This window comes from Pseudoxanthomonas putridarboris (assembly GCF_038321125.1).
Lineage (GTDB): Bacteria > Pseudomonadota > Gammaproteobacteria > Xanthomonadales > Xanthomonadaceae > Pseudoxanthomonas_A > Pseudoxanthomonas_A putridarboris.
The window spans coordinates 229,014-247,643 of the sequence record NZ_JBBWWT010000003.1 but is presented as its reverse complement, the minus strand read 5'-3'; the positions used below and the strand labels follow the sequence as shown (position 1 = coordinate 247,643).

The following is an 18,630-nucleotide window of genomic DNA, read 5'->3' as shown; positions in this document are numbered from 1 at the left end:
TCAATTTCTGTCCGGCACCGACAGGGTAGGGGATTAGGGATGTTTATCGGGGGTAGGGCAGGGGCAGCTCTCGACCCAAGGCGGTCCTTCATCCGACACAGCTCCGCTGCGCGGCCCAATTCAGTCGTTAGACCGATGAAGGACTACGGCAGTTGCGTTGAATGAATGGCGTAAGTGGTGGTCCATGGAAGATCCTGGGTGACGTGCCAGTAGACGCCGCTGCCATCGATGGCGACTGCATTCCACGCCCTGTGAGCGGCATTGATCTCCAGCCAGTCGCGCACCAGTACATTGGAGCCGCTGGCAATCTTCTGTCCGATCTCCTGGGCAATGGCATCGCCGACCGGGTCGTCTTTGGGAGCTTGCAGCAGAGCAGGATTGGACTGCGGGTCATGCAGGACTGATCCGTAGCCGAGCAGGTTGAATAGCGGGCCGCCACGTGATCGCAACAACGGCAGCCAGTCGAGCCCCGGGCCGACCTGGGGATTGGCGGCGACCTCAATACTGAGGATCGAGCAACCGGCAATGATCAGGGTGTTCGGATTAAGCAGGCCGCTCCATCCGGGTTTCAGGTCGCTGGCCTTGGCCCAGGCCGCATAGGCGCTATGACCAGTGGGCACCGGATTCTGATGTACCGCAAGACAACGGCTGGCATACAGGCCGTGGCCCGAGTAGTAGATGATGTTGGCCGGGCTGCGAACGAGCGCCTTTGCAGCCAGGACCACCCCCACCAGTCCACCAGGCGCCAGTGGCGATATACGCGCCTCCAGCACTTCGACTCCCCCGTACTTGAGTAACCGGAAGGCGTCAGGTGTTTCATCGGCCATTGCGCCTCCAGGCAGAGGTGCACCATTGCCAGGATCCACTTGCGGCCTTTGCACGGCGCGACCGCGAGGCGACCAGGTGCCGGACGCGAGGCCGACACGCAGTTTACCCTCACTGGTGGGAGGGCCCAGGCTTGCCTCAATCGGTCGCACAAGCGTTGCCACCTTGGTGATTCCGGCGGCGGCGCCGCCGCCGATGCCAAGAGGCGCGAGGTCGATGGACGTGCGGAACAGCATCTTGCCGGGCCAGAGCCCGTTGGCCTCGCTTGTCCAGAACGAGACATCGACCGACACCGGCACCGGGATGCTGGAAACACCTAGTTCCAGACTCGGTGGGCGGGTGGAGATTAGTACGGGAATGCTCCCAGGCGTTTCCGCATCCAAGCCGAACCCTTCAACCTCGACATGGAGTTTGTCGACCTCAGCCCCGAGTACTTCGCTGCTCCAGTCGATCGACCTTGAAAAGTCGGTAGTCATTATGGTGATGCGATTGAGCACGATGGGCATAGGCTCACCAAGTGCGAGGAATGGGAAAGGGAGCAACTCAGCCAAAGGGCAGGAAATGCGCCGACGTGGTTTCTGTCGTTACAACTCGAGATCCGGAGGATCCCGGATGGGCTGCAAGGGCAGCCAACCACCGATAAATGGAATCTCCGCAGACCAGCACGGCTGACTGTCGCCGAAGACCGCCATCACCATGATGTTGCCGTCCATGGGCACCAGCGTCGCGCCACCGAGCGGGCTCACGGGCTGGCGCGAATCGACAATCTCGAACGGACTCCAGCCCGTTCCCGCCTGCAGGTTCAGGTAGGCGATGCGCAGCAGGCCGTCGCTGCCGACTGCAGCCACCGCCAGCGTGTCGGATTGCACTCGCGCCAGCGAAATCGGACCGGACATGGACACCGTCACCGCCGGGTCCACCGGCGCCAGCGGTTGCAGGAACGGCGGCACGCTACCGATGCCGCATGAATGAAGCAGGCCATCGCTGCCGACGGCGACGACCAAGTAGCCACCATCGACCGCGGCCACGCACGGTCGAACCCCGGGTTCGAAGGCGACGGCGCCGGGCAGCGACGCCGGCGGCAACCACGCCGGCAGCAGTGGCGGCACCGCTGGCGTGCGTTGCACCCAGCGCAGCGTGCCACGGCTGTCGACGGCTGCGACGCCCGTGCCACCCAATGCATCGACGCTCATCGCCGGTCCGGCGGAGCGCGCGTAGTCGGCATCGAGCACCGCAGGAGTCGACAGCAATGTGTTGAGATGGACGCCGGAATCGCCGGTCATCGCGACCAGCTGTCCCTGCACGTCGATCGCGGCCACCGTCATCTCGTCGCCGATGCGGACAATGGCGACGTCGGTGCCTTCGGCCACCGTGCCTTTCGGCGTGCGCTCGGTCGCCAGCACGCCGACCTGTCCGCGGCTATCCCACCATGTGTAATGCAGCGAGCCCTCCTGGCCAAGCGTCACCACTTCGACCAAGGTGCGATCCAGCGGTGTGGTCTCGTGCGTGAAGGCAACCGCAGGCTGGTTCGCGACCATCGCCGGGGCCACGCTGTAGGCGCTGTCGGGCAGTGGCTTGCTCCAGCCCGACGATGGCGACCATTCGCGCCGCACCAGCAGGTCGTCGTCGTCGATGTACGCCACTGCCAGCGATGCCGGGCCCGTGGCGACACCGGTGATGGGCAGCACCCGCAACCATCCGCACCGTCGCGCGATCTTGCGCAGATTGGGCATGCACGCGCCGATCTTCTGATCAGCGTCGATTGCCGTCCCTAGGGTCGGGTCGCGGAACATGGCACGGATGTCTCCCGGCTGCAGGATGTCGCCAGTGGCGGCGTAGCACATTCCCTGCACCGCGCAGGCGATGCCGGCAACTATCGCCGACGCGCCCGACGTACCGCCGAAGTTGTTTGTGTAGGAGGCAATGCCGGGCGATGTAGCGGTCTGGATGGCCTCGCCGTAGGCGAAGCAATCCACGCGCGAACCGAAACTGGAGCTGCCTGCACGGTGCCACTTGGTGTGCGAACCGGACGGGTACAGTCCGGCGCCGACTACTATCGCGGTGGAATCGAAGAACGTGGGATCCAAGCGGCTGAAATGCTTCATCGCCGGTTGATCGTCAAGGTCGCGATTGCTGTTGCCGAACGGCTCGACGACGGTGATGCCGAAGAACGTCAGCAAGGGGATGGTGCGTTGAACCTTGCGGCTGATCTCGACCGGAACGTCGGGTTTGTTCGCGCTTGGCGGGAAGAAGCTGGGTGCAAGTTCAATCAGCACGACGCCGCCCGGACCGGCGGCCAGCGCCGCCATCTGCAGGGCATCTGCCGTATCTCCCACGCCGGTCGCGCGCGTGTCGGAGACCAGGAAGGCGCCGGCATCGGGGACGACACCGACAATGCCGGCGCGATTGTTGCTCGCCACCAGCACGCCGAGGACGGCGGTGCCGTGCGCCGTGAATCTGTCTTCACCGGCAAACGCAAAGGTGGAATGGCGTTGCACGGATGCGCCAACCAGCTCTTCGTGCTGCGTATCCCAGCTGTGCTCGATGTCGGCGACGCGGATGTCGCGGCCGGTGCCGCCCGGCACCCGCCAGGCGTAGACCGCGTCCGCGCCTGCAGGGCTGCGCAGGAAGTGCGCATCGCGGAAAAGCGGGTTGGTGCCGTGGCCGACGGTGCTGGCGGCCGGCACCGGTGACAGTCGGCGCTCGGCGTAGGCAATGAACGGAAGCGGCCGCAAGGCTGCCAGCAGATCGTCTGCGACGAGGTCGTCGCAGGGCACCTGGAACCAGGCGAACGGATCGGGCGGCTCGAAGCCGCGCATGCGCGCCGCGTCGACCAAGTCGGCGATCGTCGCCGGGTCGAGGCTGGAGAAGCCAGGGTCCAGGCGAATTCCGGGGAACAGCACGGCCACCGACGCCCAGGCGTCGGCAAGGAACCCCTGCAGTTGCAGTTCCGCCGAGGGCTCGAACGGCAACGCGATGTCGGGCACCAGCTCGACGTCGATGAAGGTGTCAGCCATGGCCGGACTCCGACTCGGGCGTGGCCGCCTCGGTCATCACATCGAAACGCAGGTGCGAGGCCGGCGGTCCGAGGAGTGGCAGGCTGCTGCGCTGCACCCACAGAACCGGTTGTCCGCGGGTGTCGCGCGCCAGCATCGCCTGCCTGCGCAGGATCATTCCACTGCTGGCGACGGCATGGCCGTCGATGACGTGGCCACGCCCGGCGCCCGGCCCTGAGGGGCCGCCGATGAGACGCGATCGCGGTCCGGGTCGCGTCTGCGGCACCGGCAAGGTCAGATCTGCGACCAGGCCCTGTTCCCACGCACCGAACTGGCGCTCGACATGTTCGCGGCGGTACGGGTGCCAATGCCGCGGAAGCGTGGTCGAAGGCAGGTAACGGAAGTGGCGGGTTCCGGTGCGGCGAGTCTGGGCAATCGCATCATCGCTTCGCGCATCGGGGGGGAGTGCCACGCCGTCGGCACGCAGTTCAACGGCCCAGGCCAGGTTGGCGTCCTCGTCCACGCCCAGCATGACTTCGTCCAGCACCGGCCCGCGGTGCGGTGCGACCGCCACCGGCCACACCACCAGCGCGTTGTGCGGCAAATCGGCAGTGCGGAACATCGACCAGTCCGGCGGCGCCTGCAGCGGCCATTCGTCGTCGAAGCTGTCACGCACGATTGCGGTGTGCACCGTCACCACGACACCCGATGATGGCGCCATGCTCCCGTCTGGCCCGGGCTGCGGCGTAGGCACAGGCAGCCAGAACCAATCGTCCGAGTGCGCCAGCGCGACGTCGTACAGCAACAACGAAGCCAGGTGGGAACGGTCCGGCGAATAGCCGCCCAGATCGACCGCGTGGTCTTCGATTTCCCACCAGCGAGGGCGCGGCGCGCCCGGATAATCCATTCGTCCCGGCACCACCGTGCGCGTGGTGCGTGCGGATGCTGCGACATGCGACACCACGTCGCCGGGTTGCCCATCGACCGAGTACCAATCGACGTCGCCGCCGTCGTGGTCCGAGACCAGCAGGCGCTGCCGGCCTGCCGCAAACGGCGCCTCGTGGCACAGCGTGCGCGGCGACCACCGGTCGGCGGCCGGGGAGGGCACGTTCGCCCAGAGCGCATGCCCGGGTAGCAGGCCTGAAACGAACACCTTGCGCCCGTCGATGGCGTGCGAAATGTTCTGGTACGGCGTCGGCAATTCGCCGAAGCGCAACGCATCGAGCTGGGCCGCCGTGAGGCCGGAGAGCAGCGGCGCTGCGACGCGACCCAAGCGAGCGCGGCGACCGATGGTCCACCAGTCGCCGGGTTCGGCCTCGATGAGGGCTTCGGCCGGAACGACGGTCGGATCCAACGCGGGTCGATGCGGGTCGTAGCGCAGTCGTTCGTGCGTGACTTCCACGCGCACACCGACTGGACTGGAGGCATCTTCACCCTGAAGTTCACCCAGGCGCCACTGCCGCGTCATGAACCACACCGGATCGGCAACGCGTGCGCGCAAGCCCTGTTCTAGGTCGGAACCCGGAATGCCTGGCTCCAGCCACAACTGCAGCGGCGTGCTCATGGCCAGTCCTCCAGGAAGCCGAACGGGCCCGTGGGGGTGAGCACGACGGAAGGCGTTGCGACGCGTGGACGAGCCAGGTCCGGCCTGGCTGCACGCGCCTTGACCAGGCTGCGCGTTTCCAGCACCAGCTCCAGCAGTTCGTCGGGCTCCATCCGCGCTTCCGGATCGGCGGGCACGCCAAGCAGGATCGCCTGCGGCGGCCGCGACTTGGGTGCGTTGAAACCGAACGCCGCGGCGGTCGCGTGCTGGTCGCTGGGGATGGCGTCGGTCCAGCGATCGAGCGCGGCAATGGCGATGCGCTGGTGGCCGACAATGGCAGGACCGAATGCCACGAGCACATCGCCCGCCGACGACCAGGGGCTGTCGCCGTACGCCAGCAGTCGTGCATCCCAAGGCGCATTGGCTGCCGCAGGTTCGCCGGCTTCGAGTTGCAATGCCTCCAGCAGCGCCAGTCGTGGACGGACGGCGGCGATCACTTCCAGCCATTGTGCGTGGTCGAAGCTGCGCTCCTGCACAGTCGACGAGCCAGCGATCGCCGGCAGGGTCATCGCCAAAGCCCGCGATGCGCTGGCAAGCACCGGCAGGCGCGTGTTTGCAAGCGCCGTGCGGAGGGCGCGGCGCCAACCGTTGACGGTGTCGGGGACGGCGCCGGTGAAGCGTTGGCTCAACGTAGCCGCGGCCCTGGGCGGTTCGGCGACGCCTGCGATGCTCCATTGCAGGAAGCGACGCTGGAAATCCTCCACCGGCTCGCCGGGTTGCCATGCCGTCGCCTCATCGACCAACACCTTGGCCGCGGCCTGCAGCATGGTCCAACGCGATTGGAGGTCGCTGCGCATGGCATCTCGCAGCGCATCCGGAAGGGAGCGGGCGTCGTCGCGGCTGCTGCCGGTGGCGGCGACGGGCGGATCTTCTTCGCCACCGCCGAACAGATCGGCGTAGCGGCGCGCCTGCTCCAGGCAGGCGGCACCGGTGATCGAACGTACCGGCGCGGTCGCCGCCTGGTCGCGGCGCAGCAAGGCATCGATCTCGTCCGTGCCCAACGACAGCAGCTGCGCGCCATGCAGCCCCAGGTCGGCGAGTGTGATCGTGCTGGCCGGTTCGCCGACCTGCCAACGCCACTGCGATGGCGGGCCGACGCGCTCGTCAAGGAACGAGGCGAACGATGGGTCGGCAATGCGCAACGGCGTGTCGCCGACGGCGACGTCCTCGAGGAACAGCCACGTCGACACGCGCACTTCGGTCGAGGCCCTCGGCGTGTGGATGGCGCGCATCTCCGGCGGTGCAAACAGGCCAGCGGCTGCGTCCATCGCCGCCTGGGCGAGGTCGGCGCGACCGCCCACCAATGCGTGCACACCGTCGGCCACGAGCAGGTCGGCGTAGGTGTCGAGCACGCTGTCGAGCGGCTTCAGGCGATCGGCCAGGCCGGCGTCCAGCAGGGGCTGCAGCGTGGCAGGCAACGCTTCATCCTTGTGCAGGATGGCGCGCAGCACGCGCGCACCGTCACAGGTACGTCGCACGTCCGAGCCGGCGGTCAGCGGGAACCGGGTGCGAAGTTCGCGTACTTCGTCCCAACCGCCGACGATCCGTTCGACTTCGAGCCCGAGCGCCTCATAGGGATGCACGCCAAGTCGTACGCGATCGGCCAGTCGACGTGCCGCGCGGACTTTGCGCGAGTCCAGCTCGAGATGCCATCGCTCATCGTCCTGATTGCGCAATGCCGCATCGCGCATCACCGCCGAAGTCAGCGCCTGTGCATACGATGGCGCGTGCAGCAGTCCGGCCGGCGTCGGCCCCGGCGCGAGGGTGGCGCCAGGCGCACTGGCGTGTGGCCGCGGTTGCTCGACCCAGCCATATGCGCCCAGGAAACGCGGTGTCTGCCGGGCGGCCAGCACCTGCAGGCGACGATTCGCCACGCCCGTCGCCCACGGATCCGCGCGATGGCTGGCCGTGTCAAGCATTGCCATCAACGCCGACCACACACGCTCGGAATCGTTGGCCCAGCCGTCGACGACATCCAGTGCCGCCCGTCGGAAGGTTTCGAACCTGCGCACGACGATCGAGGCCCCGGGATCGCCAGCCGCATCGAGTTGCGCCAGCGATACGTCGTTTCCCTCGATGGCCAGTTCGAACAGCTCGAACGGATCCGGCCAGGGCGGCAACGCGGCATCGGGGTCTACAGACGCACCGGCTTCGAGTGAACGATGCGCCAAGCCGACGGCGACGCGCGCGAGCAGCAGGCTTTCGCGCAGCAGGTGTCCCAGCAATCCCAGCGGCAGTTGCCAGCTGCGCAGCGACTCCGGCGTTGCAGTGATCAGGGCCTTGAGGATGTCGGGCTTGTCGAATCGTGCGCGCTGGGGATCGAGTTCGAACAGGCCGGTGAAAGGGGACAGTGGTCGCCACGGTACGGACCGCCCGGCCAATGTCTTTGCGCTTGCTATGTCCCAAGCCGTGGGTTCACGCGGCGGCTGGTCTGCGGCGGTGGCGAGTGCGCTGGCGATATCCATCGGCATCACGCCGCGAACGGACCAGTGCGCACAGGGCGCGGTTTCGCCCATCACCGATACCAGTTGCGCTGTGTCCGCACCGACCACACCGCCATCGCCGATGGCCTGCGCGGCCCGGTCGCGCCAATCGACGGCCCAGTCGCGGACGCATGCTTCGATGACAGGATCCTCGACCACGGACACCCAGCGTCCCAGTGCGCTCGTTGGCAGCACGCCATAGGGCTGACTGCCAACGCGGATGGCAGGGAAGGGGCCTTCGGGGCACAACTGGTTCTGGGCCCATTCGGCAATATCGTGCTCGCGCGCGGCGGCACCGTGGACGTCGCGCATGGAGCGCCCCCAGAGCGCAGGCCACAACGCGGTGACGAGTGGCCGCCTCCACGCTGCCGGATCGAACTCGCCGCCCATCAAGGGTGCGAACGTGCCGCCCGTAGTCAGCGCCTGCAGCAGCGCGGCCGTGCCGGGTTGCGATTCCACGGTGGCACCGAGCAGTTCGTGCCATGGACCGGCATTACGCCCCATCTCCACCGTCGCCTCGCCTTCGACGGTATTGGTCGGTGTGCCCGGTGCCAGCACGGCCAGGCGTCCACCGGCGGCGTGCGCGTCGATCAATGCATCCGGCGCGGTATCGCCGGTGCCGGCGACGACGATCGCATCGAGCACAGGCGTGCTGGTGCCCAGTTTGATCTCTGTGGCCAAGCCAACGTCGCAAGCGTGCCGGAACGAGGTCCACCAACGTAGCGGCAGGTCGGCGTCGCTTACCGAGGCCTCGTCGGCGAACGACGCCAAGTCCAGCTCTTCGGCGATGACGGCCCGGTCCGGGAGCAGCGTCGCCGCATGTTCGGTGGCGCCGCCGGGCGACACCAGCCAGACATCCAGTCGTGCCGGTAGCCCCTCGGGCAGATGCACGCGCGGCGCAGCTGCGGGATCGCGTGCCGCCTGCGCCGAGCGGTCGACGTGGCGCGTGCCGTCTGCGTCGATCAGGGTGAAGCGGCGAACCAGCCACAATGCACGGGGCGCACCGACGGCCATCGCCAACGTCGCGAACGCGGCCGTTTCGACGAGCGTCCCCACCGGCTGCACCGTGAGTGCGTCCTCGAGGCGATCAAGTTCCTGCGGTGATGGTGGCGGCGGCGCCCGTGCAATCGAGAACTCGTCCGGATGTACCCGCAATCGCAGACGCCAATGCGCCGTCGAGGCGTCCGGCGGGTAGAACCGGGTTTCGATGCGCAGCGGCGCCAGTACTTCGATGGCCGCCATTACAGCGCCTCCGTGAGCTGGCCGATCATGACCCGTACCGGCAATGCGAATCGTTCGTGGGCGAAGCGGGCGGCATTCCAGGTGAGGTCACCAGTGTGATCCGGGAACTGCGTGCCATTGGGTTTTTCAGTGTAGAAGCGATACCCCGACGGCGGCTCTTCCAGCACGACCCAACATCCGGCCATCGCCTGTGGCGTTTTCGGAAAGCCGAAGAAGGCGATGTCGTCGCCGATCACGCCGCTGAAGCTGGGAAACGTCTTTCGCGAGGGGTCGACGGGCTCGTTGTCCGCCGGTGCTTGCCAGGTTCCGTTGAGCTTGTCGTACAGGTAGACGACTGTGCCCGGGTAGCGGTGGAACAGTCGCGTGCGGAACACCACCACGCCCTCCACGCCGATCCCGACAGGTTGCAGCCCCGGGCCGCCGAGCGTGGAAGCATCGGGCCAGCCCCGGATCGGAACGATGTCCATCTCGCCCTGCGTCCGCTGCCAGAACTTGCGCATCGGCGACCAGCCGGACCGGATGGGCAGGTTGCGCCATCGCAACTCCGACAGTGCCTGGTGGTTGGCGCCGGCGAGCATCGCCTCGACGAAGGCGGGATTGGTTGCCAGCGCCATTACGCGATCTTGGGGCAGGGCGCCGATGCCGGGCAGCAGCCAGTCCGGCGCGCAATCACACAGGAAACTCCACACCGGAAGATCGAGCTCCGGTTCAATCTCCACCACGCCGATGTCGGCCAGGCCGGGCAGGGTGCCCAGCACGCGTTCGACAATGACCGGACGTGCCACCGTCGGGTCGACCGCGGCGGCAATACGTTTGCCCAGGTCGCCCATGTCGACCGGGCGACAGCGCGGTCGTTCGCGCGAGAGCGCGGACATCGCGTCGCGAACAGCGGACAGTTCCGCCTGGTCCACCTGCCGTGCCAGGCGCTCGGGCACTCGACCGTGCAGGGGAATCTCGTCCGGTTCGCGTGGCGGATTCGGGCACTGCCCAGCCAGGCGCAGCACGGCGTCGAGCCGGTTCGCCCCCGGTTCCGCATGCGTCGTGCGTGCCGGACCTGTGCGAAAGCAACGTCGCGCCGCAGACGACCACAGTGCCCGCACCAGGCCGGGCGTTCGTCCAGTGACTGCGTCAATGGCGATGCCGTTCGCACTTGGCAGGCGCGCCAGCACCGGCCCAAGCACCGCCAGCTGTGCCACTGGATCGTCCGGCATGCGTCGACGCCACAGCGAACGCGACGCTTCCAACCCAAGGCCCAGGTGGGCGATGCGGTCGCGCGCGATCGCAAGGTCACCGGCGACTTTGCTCGCCGCCGCGGCGATCTTTTCCTGCCAGGCAATGCCCGACCACAACCCGAGCCCCGCGGCACCACGGTGTCGCGGATCGCGGTCGAGGTCGGCGCGCCAGCCCGCGGCAGGGGTCGGGTCATTGACCGGTCGGTACGCCGCAGCGTAGCGGGGCGCCGTCAGCACCCAGCGCCCGGCCGGAACCGGGATCGGCGTCGACAGGGCTGCGGTTTCGTCCTGGATCCACGGTGCAGGTGGCACCTCCGGATCGTCCGCCGCACTTGGCCGCTGCAGTGCGCCGGCGGTCGGCAGCGCCGCCCGCCGCGGCTCGCCCGGCGAGCGCCGGTCATAGTGCAGCTGTGCACGCCCGAAGGCAGTATCGGGATCGACGCTGCCTAGGTCGTCGGGGCGAATTGCGCGAAGCGCGGAAGCCAGTTGCAGGAAGTCGCCTTCCTCGCCCGTGGTGAACGCCCAGCTGTCGAAGCAACGCAACGTCACAGGCGCAGAGCCATCCCACGCATCCACGACCGCGCCGGCGGCGTCGGCCCTGAACGCGGGCACCAATGCGGCGACATAGGATCTATGTGCCTGCAGGTCGATCGGACTCAGCAGACGCGAGATGTCCACGCCGTCCACGCGATGCACGTGTGCGCAACGCCAGGAACTTGCCAGCGGGTGAGCGGCCTGCACCGCGGTGCTTACGACCACATTGCCATCGGGCAGCAGCGTCAGGTCCTCGGGTGCGCCGACCATCAGCGCCAGCCATGGGCGCAGCTGCGAGGCGTGCACCTCCGGCGTGTAGCGCCATGGCAGGTCGAGGTGGGCGGCATCGAACTCGATCAGCGCGGTCTTCGTTTCCTCGGCGTCCTGCGCGCCGGGCTGCGGATAACGGCGACGTATCACGCCAGGCGCCAGCCTGACGACGTCCAGTGGGCCGAGCAGTTCAAACCTTGCATTGCGCGTACGCTGGTCGGCCGGGTTGTCGGCGTCGTGGATCGACAGTGCCACCGATGCCTGCAAGCGGCCGCCGACGGCCGGTACGTCGGCGCGGGCATGGGCGCGGGCCGGGGCGATGCGCCAAGCAATGAACTCGTCCGACATGCTCAGATCCCCGACAGGTCCACGGGTGCCGACGCATCGGCGTAGGCCACCGCGGCCGTCATGCGCGGCCAGCGCTTCGCGGCCTGGTGCGCGGCGGTAGCGCTGTCGAACGACACGCCGGTGCCGGTGCCGATATGCGTCCAGGTTTCGCGCGTGGCGGTGACCAGCGCCTTGTCGCTGCTCAGTGCCGGTGGGCCGCGACTGGCGTCCACGAGCAGCGACGCGATCGTCAGGTCGAAGCGACCACTGAAGAGAGGCGGGTGCGACTGTTCGCCCATCACCACGACCACCTTGACCTTACTGTCGTCCGTCATCATGGGTGCCGATGGTGCGGGCGCCAGCGCCGGTTCGAGGCCGGCGTCGAGCAGGTCGAACGGCGGCCGGTTCAGCGCCTCCGACTGCGTCAGTGTGCAGTAGCTACCGGGACTGAAGCGGTCTTTTACCGCTGCACCGGCGTTGCCCATCACCACGGTCTGGCGCGCGGGCAGCGGCATACCGTCGACGCGATCCACCGCGACGCCCAGCGGTGCACGGCCCTGCGACCAGGACAGCGTGCCAGCTGGCGGCACTGCGGCGAGATTCCCTGAAGAGGCCAGGCCGGGCTTGAGCACGACCGCGGCATCGTGCATCGATTGCGCGCGCATGTTGCCTGGTCGCGCCAGCTCTTCCTCCATCGCCGCCAGCAGCGATGCGTTCGCCGTAAGCCGATCGGAGGGACCGCTGCCGAAGGTGAAGGTTTCGTCCCACGACAGGTCAAACAGGAACGTTTCAATTGTGAGCTTGCCACGCACGGTGAACGGCCCCGGACCACTCACGGTGCCGTCCAGCCGCACGCCGCCGAAGCTGAAACCGGCCACGCCGACGTCGAACCCCGCGGCGCACTGCGCGACGAAGTAAAACGGACGGAACTGCACCAGCGCGTCGACCTGCAGGAAGCCGTGCGCAGACAACAGTCCCATCGAGATCGACGCCTCGATGCGGCAGCCCAGCTGGATCGTGTTCGTGGTGACGGCGAAGTAGCCTTCCGCGCGCATGTACATCGGCAGCGGCGATGGCAGGTCCAGCGACATGCCCGCACGGCGCATTGCCGGCAGCCGTGCCGGTTCCGGATTGAAACCGGGGAAGAAGCCGCCGACCGACACCACCGCGTACGCCTGGCTGCCCCAGTTCAGCCGCAACGCGGCGTCGCCATACACCGAGAAGATGCCCAGCACGTGGCTGTCGACCAGGCTCGCATCGATCGAGACCAGCGACTGATCGGGATCGACGATGCCGAGCACGTCCAGACGCAGGTGGAGCAGGCCCGGCATGCCGGGAATCTCGGCCTTCGCAACGCCGAGTACTGTGATGCGGACGCTGGGGAATTCGATAATGACGCCGATGTCCAGCGACATCAGGCTGCCGACGCCCATCGACAGCCACGACAGGTGCAATGTCGGCCCGCCCAAGTGCCGCCCCTGTCGCGCCGGGAACAGGCGACCCATCTCCGTCACCAGTGCACCGGGCGAGGCAGGGGGCGCGGCAGCGAACAGCACGTTGCCCGCCGCGCCGGTGCGCACAGCCTGTGCCAGCGCGTCGGTATCGCTGGTGCGATTGGCGCCGACGATGCCGCCGATGCGATCCAGCGAGAATCCGAACGACAACTGCACCGGCGGCATGAACGTCATGCCGATGATGGCCAGCAGCGAGGGCGTGCCATCGGGCAGCGTCTCGACTACGGCGGCGGCGTCGGCCATCACCGGGCCGATCGGCACGCTCAGCGTTCCGCCGAATCCGTGCGCAAGTCGCATCAGGCTGCCGCCGCCGGGCATGCCCGCACCGCCCCCCGGCAATGCGATCGACGCTTCGATGCCGGATGGGCGCAACGGCCCGAGCGTGATCGGCGGCAGCGAGCCTGGGCGAATCATCAATGACGACGGCGCCAGGCCAAGACGGAATGGACCCACCTCGACCGAGCCCGACAACCCTTCGCCGGAGTTCCATCCCACGGCGCGCGCCAGCGCGTCTAGGCCTGGCAACTCCGGCAGGCCTTCGGTGAGGAACCCGGCCAGCTGCCCGAGCAACGCATCGCGGGCCTGGGTCCATTCGGTGGCCGCGGTATCCCAATCGACTGCGGCGCCGCCATCGGCCGCGAGCTTCAATTGCTGTGCGGCGAGCCTGAGACGGTCCAAATCACCCAGTGGCGCGGATGCACCGAGTTGCCGCGACACCGTCGCGATGAAGTCGTCCGCATATGCCGTGATGTTGGTGTTCGCCACGCCGTCCTCTCGCAATTCCCTGCGACGAACGTCCTGCGCTCAATCGCAAGGATGGCCCGATGTAAGGGGCAAACGCCCATAATGGCATCGACCGGCCAGCCGCCTGTCGGTACTCGGGCTGAGCGGTATGGATCGGCCAGAATCCCGTAGACGCTGAGTGTCCGCTTCTGGCCGGTTGCGGGAGCCCGCGAGGGCAGAGGATTAGGGAGATTTATCGGGTATAGGGGGCGGGGGCTGTCGGCGCCGACCGCGTATTGCTTAGGCGATGGCCTCGGCCGTCTCAGCTTCGAATTGGCTCAGGTGCCTGGCCGCCCACTGCGATGAATACTCCGCCTGGTGCTCCAGCACCATCCGGACCGCCCGCTCGCGCACCTCAGGTGCGTACCTCGTCAGCTTGTTCATGGCTCCATCCTCTCAAGGTTGGGAGCCTCCGAGAAACCCGGGGCGGTTCAACCTCCAGCACCCCGAGCCGGGGCAGGTGGTCGAGGTAACGGGGGTCTGCAAGGCCCAGCTGCCCTCTGACCTTGGGTCTGCGCAAACGGCGGTGTCGCTGACTTGCCAGTGATCCGCCAACCCTTGGAAAACAAAGGGTTGAGCCGTCTCATTGCCTGCGAAACTGGCCCCGCATCATCCAGCTGAACGATACTTGGGGCCTGTCTTAGGGGATCACTGGATGCCACTGCTTTCTTGGTTCAACCGCGACGCGGATCTCACGCGCGCCGCCCTGGCTCCTTACCGATTGTTGGAGCCGGTCGCCAAGCTGTCCCATGGGGAGGAGGACTCCCCGAACATGCTCATCGAGGGGGACAACCTTGAGGCGCTCAAGGCCTTGCTCCCTTATTACGCGGGGCAGGTGAAGTGCATCTTCATCGACCCGCCCTACAACACCAAGAGCGCGTTCGAGCAATACGACGACAACCTGGAGCACTCCAAGTGGTTGTCGATGATCTATCCCAGGTTGGAGTTGCTGCGGCGATTCCTGTCTCAAGATGGGTCCATCTGGATCACCATCGATGATAACGAGGCGCACTACTTGAAAGTTGTCATGGACGAAATTTTCGGCCGTGAGCGCTTTGTCGCCACATGTGTGTGGCAGAAGCGCTACTCCCGGGAAAACCGAGAAGCCATCGGCGACGTGCATGACTACATTCTCGTCTATGCCGAGAATCCCGACCTCTTCAAGAAGGTCAGGAACCGCGTGCCGTTTACTGAGGAGCAGGCCAAGGTCTACCGCAATATCGATCCCGTAACTAAGCGGCGATGGAGACCTATTCCGATGACCGCTCAGGGATACAGGGCTAACCAGATGTATCCCATTACGGCTCCTGGTGGTGCAGTTCACCGCCCACCAGAAGGACGATGCTGGAGCACCATTGAGCCCGAGTATTTGAAGCTCAAGGAGGCTGGACGAATTTATTTTGGTAAAGACAACAATTCGCAGCCCAATATAATCCGATTTCTCGATGAAACCGAGGGGCTCGTGCCATGGACGTGGTGGCCATCTGAAGAAGTTGGACACACGGACGAAGCGGCAAAGGAACAGCATCAATTGATGGGAAAGGCGGATGCATTCTCGACGCCCAAGCCCGAGCGCTTGCTTAAGCGAATCATCGAAATTGCCACCAATCCAGGTGACTGGGTTCTCGACAGTTTTCTCGGTTCGGGGACTACTGCGGCGGTGGCCCACAAGATGGGGCGCCGTTGGATCGGTATTGAGGAGGGTGAACACGCGCGCACACATTGCCAACCACGCTTGATACAGGTAGTGGATGGCGAGCAGGGAGGAGTTTCATCAACTCTGGAGTGGAAAGGCGGTGGCGGTCTTCGCTTCTATAAGCTGGGCGTGCCTGTGTTCGATGAGAGCGGACACATCCGAGAGGGCATCCGTTTCGAGCACCTCGCCGCGCACGTATGGTTCGCCGAGACCGGCACCGCGCGTTCGACCCGTGCAGCCAAGAAGCCTTTCTTGGGTGAGCACCACGGTGTGGGCTACTACCTGCTGTTCAACGGGATCCTGGGCGACGAAAGCAAGACCGGCGGTAACGTGCTGACCAAGCGGGTTTTGCGGGGACTGGAGCCGTTCGACGGACCCAAGGTGATTTACGGAGAGTCTTGTGACTTGCCGAAGGAGCGGCTGGAAGAACTCCAGATCACCTTCAAGCAAACCCCCTACGACATCAAGGCGCGCTGACCATGGCTCTCTCCCTCAAGGTGTATCAGCAGCGGGCCCTGTCTAGCTTGGCTAAGTTCCTCGAAGATGCGCGGTTGTCCGGTCCCGCACCTGCGTTCGAGAAAAACGTGGATCCTGGGTTGATCACGCAATACAAGCCCATGCCCGGCATGGAGGGCACCCCGTACGTGTGCCTGCGTATCCCCACAGGTGGTGGAAAGACCGTGATGGGTGCGCACATCATTCAAGCGGCAGGGGATGCTTACTTGGAACGGACGTATCCATTGGTCATGTGGATGGTGCCGACTACCCAGATCAAGACCCAGACGCTGCAAGCGTTCAAGGATCCCCGACACCCCTACCGCCAAGAACTGGATGAGGCATTTGGCGGCAACGTTGCCTTGTATGACGTGGAGGACTTCGCTCAAATCCGTCCTGCTGATTTGGGCACAAAGGTATGCGTGGTCATTTCCACGATGGCCGCCCTTCGCGTGGAGAATCAGGACGGCCGCAAGGTCTACGAGTATCACGAGGATCTTGAGCCTCATTTCGCCGGGAGTGTGTCCGATATCCCTTATCTTGAGCAGAACTCGGCGGGCAAAGCCATTGCCTCGTTCGCCAACCTGCTAAAGCTTCATGGGCCGTTGGTCATCACCGACGAGGCGCACAACGCCAACACTCCGTTGTCTTATGAGGTCTATCAACGCCTCGGTGCGAAGGTAGTGGTGGAACTGACCGCCACGCCCGAAGCCAGCAAGAGCAACGTGCTGGTCAGCGTCAGTGCCTTCGAGCTGAAGGTGGCCAACATGATCAAGTTCCCAGTCGTGCTCAAAGAGCACGTGGGGCAATGGGAAGTGGCGGTTGGAAGCGCCGTGGCCCGTCGCAACGAACTGGGCAAGACCGCGCTAAATGAGTCCGACTACATCCGCCCCATTCTGCTGATCCAGGCGGAGAACGCCAAGGGCACGGCCACAGTGGAGGAGGTCAAGCGCCACCTCATCGACAACGAGAAGGTCCCGGAGAAGGCCATCGCCATCGCCACCGGTGACCAACGCGAAATCGACGGCGTCGACCTGTTCGCCAAGGATTGCCCGATCGAGGTCATCATCACCAAGCAGGCCCTCAAGGAGGGCTGGTACTGTTCGTTCGCCTACGTTTTCTGTTCGGTGGCCCAGGTCAAGAGCGACAAGGACATCCAGCAGCTGTTGGGCCGCGTGCTTCGCATGCCGTATGCCACTCGACGCAAGCAGGAGGTCATGAACAAGGCATACGCCCACGTCACCACCACCCATTTCAACTTGGCTGCTGCCGAGCTGACCAAGTCGCTCATAGACATTGGCTTCAATCCATTGGAGGCCGTGGGAGCTGTCCAGCCCGATCCCACGCCGGGTCCTGGCTTGGATCTTAAGGGCGGCGCTGCCAATCCCGTTCCGGTCACGCCCAAGACCACGGTGGCGGTCAGTAAGAAGCCGGACCTGACCAACGTGCCCGAGCGGGACCAGGGCAACGTGGTGTTCGTGCCCAACGAGGAAGGCAAGGGCGGCACGGTCGAGATCACGGGTGAGGTGGACGATTCCACGGTGGAGGCGATCACCCTTGCCGCGCCCGCAAAGGAACGCGAGGACGTTGCAGCCACCATCGAACGTCACCAGATCGCTTCCAAGGCCGTCAAAGCCCCCAGCCAGAACGGGGCGGTCTTCAGCGTGCCCCGCCTCTGCGTCATGGAGCAGGGCGAGCTGGAGTTCATCGAAAGCGGCGCGGTGCCGCCTGGGTTCACCTGGGATCTGCTGGCGTATCCGCCGGACCTGTCCAGCCTCAAGTTCAACGCCGACAGCCAGACCTTCGAAGTCGATCTGGTCGATGAAAAGGTCACCTACACGAAGATCGACGACGACGTGAATACCTACCTTCCTGGGTTTGCCAAGGACCGGACCGAGGCAGACCTGGTGGGGTGGCTGGACCAGAAGATCCGCGACCCGGCGGTGAAGCAACCGGTGCTACGGGAGTGGGTGCGCCGAGCCATCAGCGGTCTATCCCAGGACCGTGGCTTCTCCTTGTCGCAACTGCTCAATGGCCAGTTCGTCCTCCGTCGCAAGCTGAGTGAGCAACTCCAGCTCGCCAAGGTCGAGGCACTGAAGGACGGCTTCCAGCAGGCCCTGTTCGGCGATGCGGCCGAGGTTGTGGTCAGTGACGAGCCCGACGCGATGTTCACCTACCCGGCGGACATGACCCTGTATCCGGCGCACTCCTACTACCAGGGCGGCACCTACCGCTTCCGCAAGCATTACTACCCCTTCGTGGGCGACCTTCAGTGGAAGACCGCTGGCGGCAAGGTGGGCGAGGAGTTCCTCTGCGCCCAAGCCATCGACCAGCTGGATGAGGTGGAGTTCTGGGTGCGCAACCTAGTGGATCGCAGCCAGTTCTGGATGCCCACTGCCAAGCAGCGCACCTATCCGGACTTCGTCGCTCGTCTCAAGGACGGGCGCCTGCTGGTTGTGGAATACAAGGGCGGGGACCGTTACTCATCCGACACCGAGAAGGAAAAACGGATGGTGGGCGAACTCTGGGCGACCAAGAGCAAGGGCAAGGGGGTCTACCTCATGGCCCAGATGAAGGACGAGAAGGGCAACAGCGTCACCGAGCAGTTGAAGGCAGCCATCGAAAAATAG

Annotated in this window: 9 protein-coding genes; 2 read left to right on the top strand and 7 right to left on the bottom strand. The window is 65.7% G+C overall.

The genetic code is table 11. From position 1 onward, the window contains the following. Positions 1–143: 143 nt before the first annotated feature. The 7 genes from AAD027_RS08650 to AAD027_RS08620 form a co-directional block, all read right to left on the bottom strand. On the bottom strand, positions 144–1,331 hold the full coding sequence (locus tag AAD027_RS08650; protein WP_341725616.1) for a hypothetical protein: 1,188 nt from the start codon (positions 1,329–1,331) through the stop codon (positions 144–146). Between the two features lie 78 nt (positions 1,332–1,409). Beyond that, positions 1,410–3,842, bottom strand: coding sequence for a S8 family serine peptidase (locus tag AAD027_RS08645; RefSeq protein ID WP_341725615.1), 2,433 nt, complete (start codon positions 3,840–3,842; stop codon positions 1,410–1,412). After that, on the bottom strand, positions 3,835–5,385 hold the full coding sequence (locus AAD027_RS08640; protein WP_341725614.1) for a hypothetical protein: 1,551 nt from the start codon (positions 5,383–5,385) through the stop codon (positions 3,835–3,837). Before AAD027_RS08640 ends, AAD027_RS08645 begins: the two co-directional genes overlap by 8 nt. Beyond that, on the bottom strand, positions 5,382–9,149 hold the full coding sequence (locus tag AAD027_RS08635; protein WP_341725613.1) for a hypothetical protein: 3,768 nt from the start codon (positions 9,147–9,149) through the stop codon (positions 5,382–5,384). Before AAD027_RS08635 ends, AAD027_RS08640 begins: the two co-directional genes overlap by 4 nt. Further along, positions 9,149–11,533 carry a hypothetical protein gene (locus tag AAD027_RS08630; RefSeq protein ID WP_341725612.1) on the bottom strand — a complete coding sequence of 795 codons (2,385 nt, stop codon included), beginning with the start codon at positions 11,531–11,533 and terminating at the stop codon, positions 9,149–9,151. Before AAD027_RS08630 ends, AAD027_RS08635 begins: the two co-directional genes overlap by 1 nt. A 2-nt stretch (positions 11,534–11,535) precedes the next feature. Further along, on the bottom strand, positions 11,536–13,791 hold the full coding sequence (locus tag AAD027_RS08625; RefSeq protein ID WP_341725611.1) for a DUF6603 domain-containing protein: 2,256 nt from the start codon (positions 13,789–13,791) through the stop codon (positions 11,536–11,538). A gap of 258 nt (positions 13,792–14,049) precedes the next feature. Beyond that, positions 14,050–14,193, bottom strand: a complete 144-nt coding sequence (locus AAD027_RS08620) for a hypothetical protein (protein ID WP_341725877.1) — start codon at positions 14,191–14,193, stop codon at positions 14,050–14,052. A 271-nt stretch (positions 14,194–14,464) separates the two neighbouring features. Between AAD027_RS08620 and AAD027_RS08615 the strand changes: the two genes are divergently transcribed. Together AAD027_RS08615 and AAD027_RS08610 are read left to right on the top strand one after the other, a co-directional pair. Next, a complete protein-coding gene (locus AAD027_RS08615) occupies positions 14,465–15,982 on the top strand; it encodes a site-specific DNA-methyltransferase (RefSeq protein WP_341725610.1) in 1,518 nt (505 codons plus the stop codon). Between the two features lie 2 nt (positions 15,983–15,984). Next, positions 15,985–18,630: a DEAD/DEAH box helicase gene (locus AAD027_RS08610; protein ID WP_341725609.1), complete on the top strand. Its 2,646-nt coding sequence runs from the start codon at positions 15,985–15,987 to the stop codon at positions 18,628–18,630.

What these genes read in the sequence shown, in the direction of transcription:
- AAD027_RS08650 (WP_341725616.1), bottom strand. Translation starts at nt 1,331, where the DNA reads ATGCCCATCGTGCTCAATCGCATCACCATAATGACTACCGACTTTTCA.
- AAD027_RS08645 (WP_341725615.1), bottom strand. Translation starts at nt 3,842, where the DNA reads ATGGCTGACACCTTCATCGACGTCGAGCTGGTGCCCGACATCGCGTTG.
- AAD027_RS08640 (WP_341725614.1), bottom strand. Translation starts at nt 5,385, where the DNA reads ATGAGCACGCCGCTGCAGTTGTGGCTGGAGCCAGGCATTCCGGGTTCC.
- AAD027_RS08635 (WP_341725613.1), bottom strand. Translation starts at nt 9,149, where the DNA reads ATGGCGGCCATCGAAGTACTGGCGCCGCTGCGCATCGAAACCCGGTTC.
- AAD027_RS08630 (WP_341725612.1), bottom strand. Translation starts at nt 11,533, where the DNA reads ATGTCGGACGAGTTCATTGCTTGGCGCATCGCCCCGGCCCGCGCCCAT.
- AAD027_RS08620 (WP_341725877.1), bottom strand. Translation starts at nt 14,193, where the DNA reads ATGAACAAGCTGACGAGGTACGCACCTGAGGTGCGCGAGCGGGCGGTC.
- AAD027_RS08615 (WP_341725610.1), top strand. Translation starts at nt 14,465, where the DNA reads ATGCCACTGCTTTCTTGGTTCAACCGCGACGCGGATCTCACGCGCGCC.
- AAD027_RS08610 (WP_341725609.1), top strand. Translation starts at nt 15,985, where the DNA reads ATGGCTCTCTCCCTCAAGGTGTATCAGCAGCGGGCCCTGTCTAGCTTG.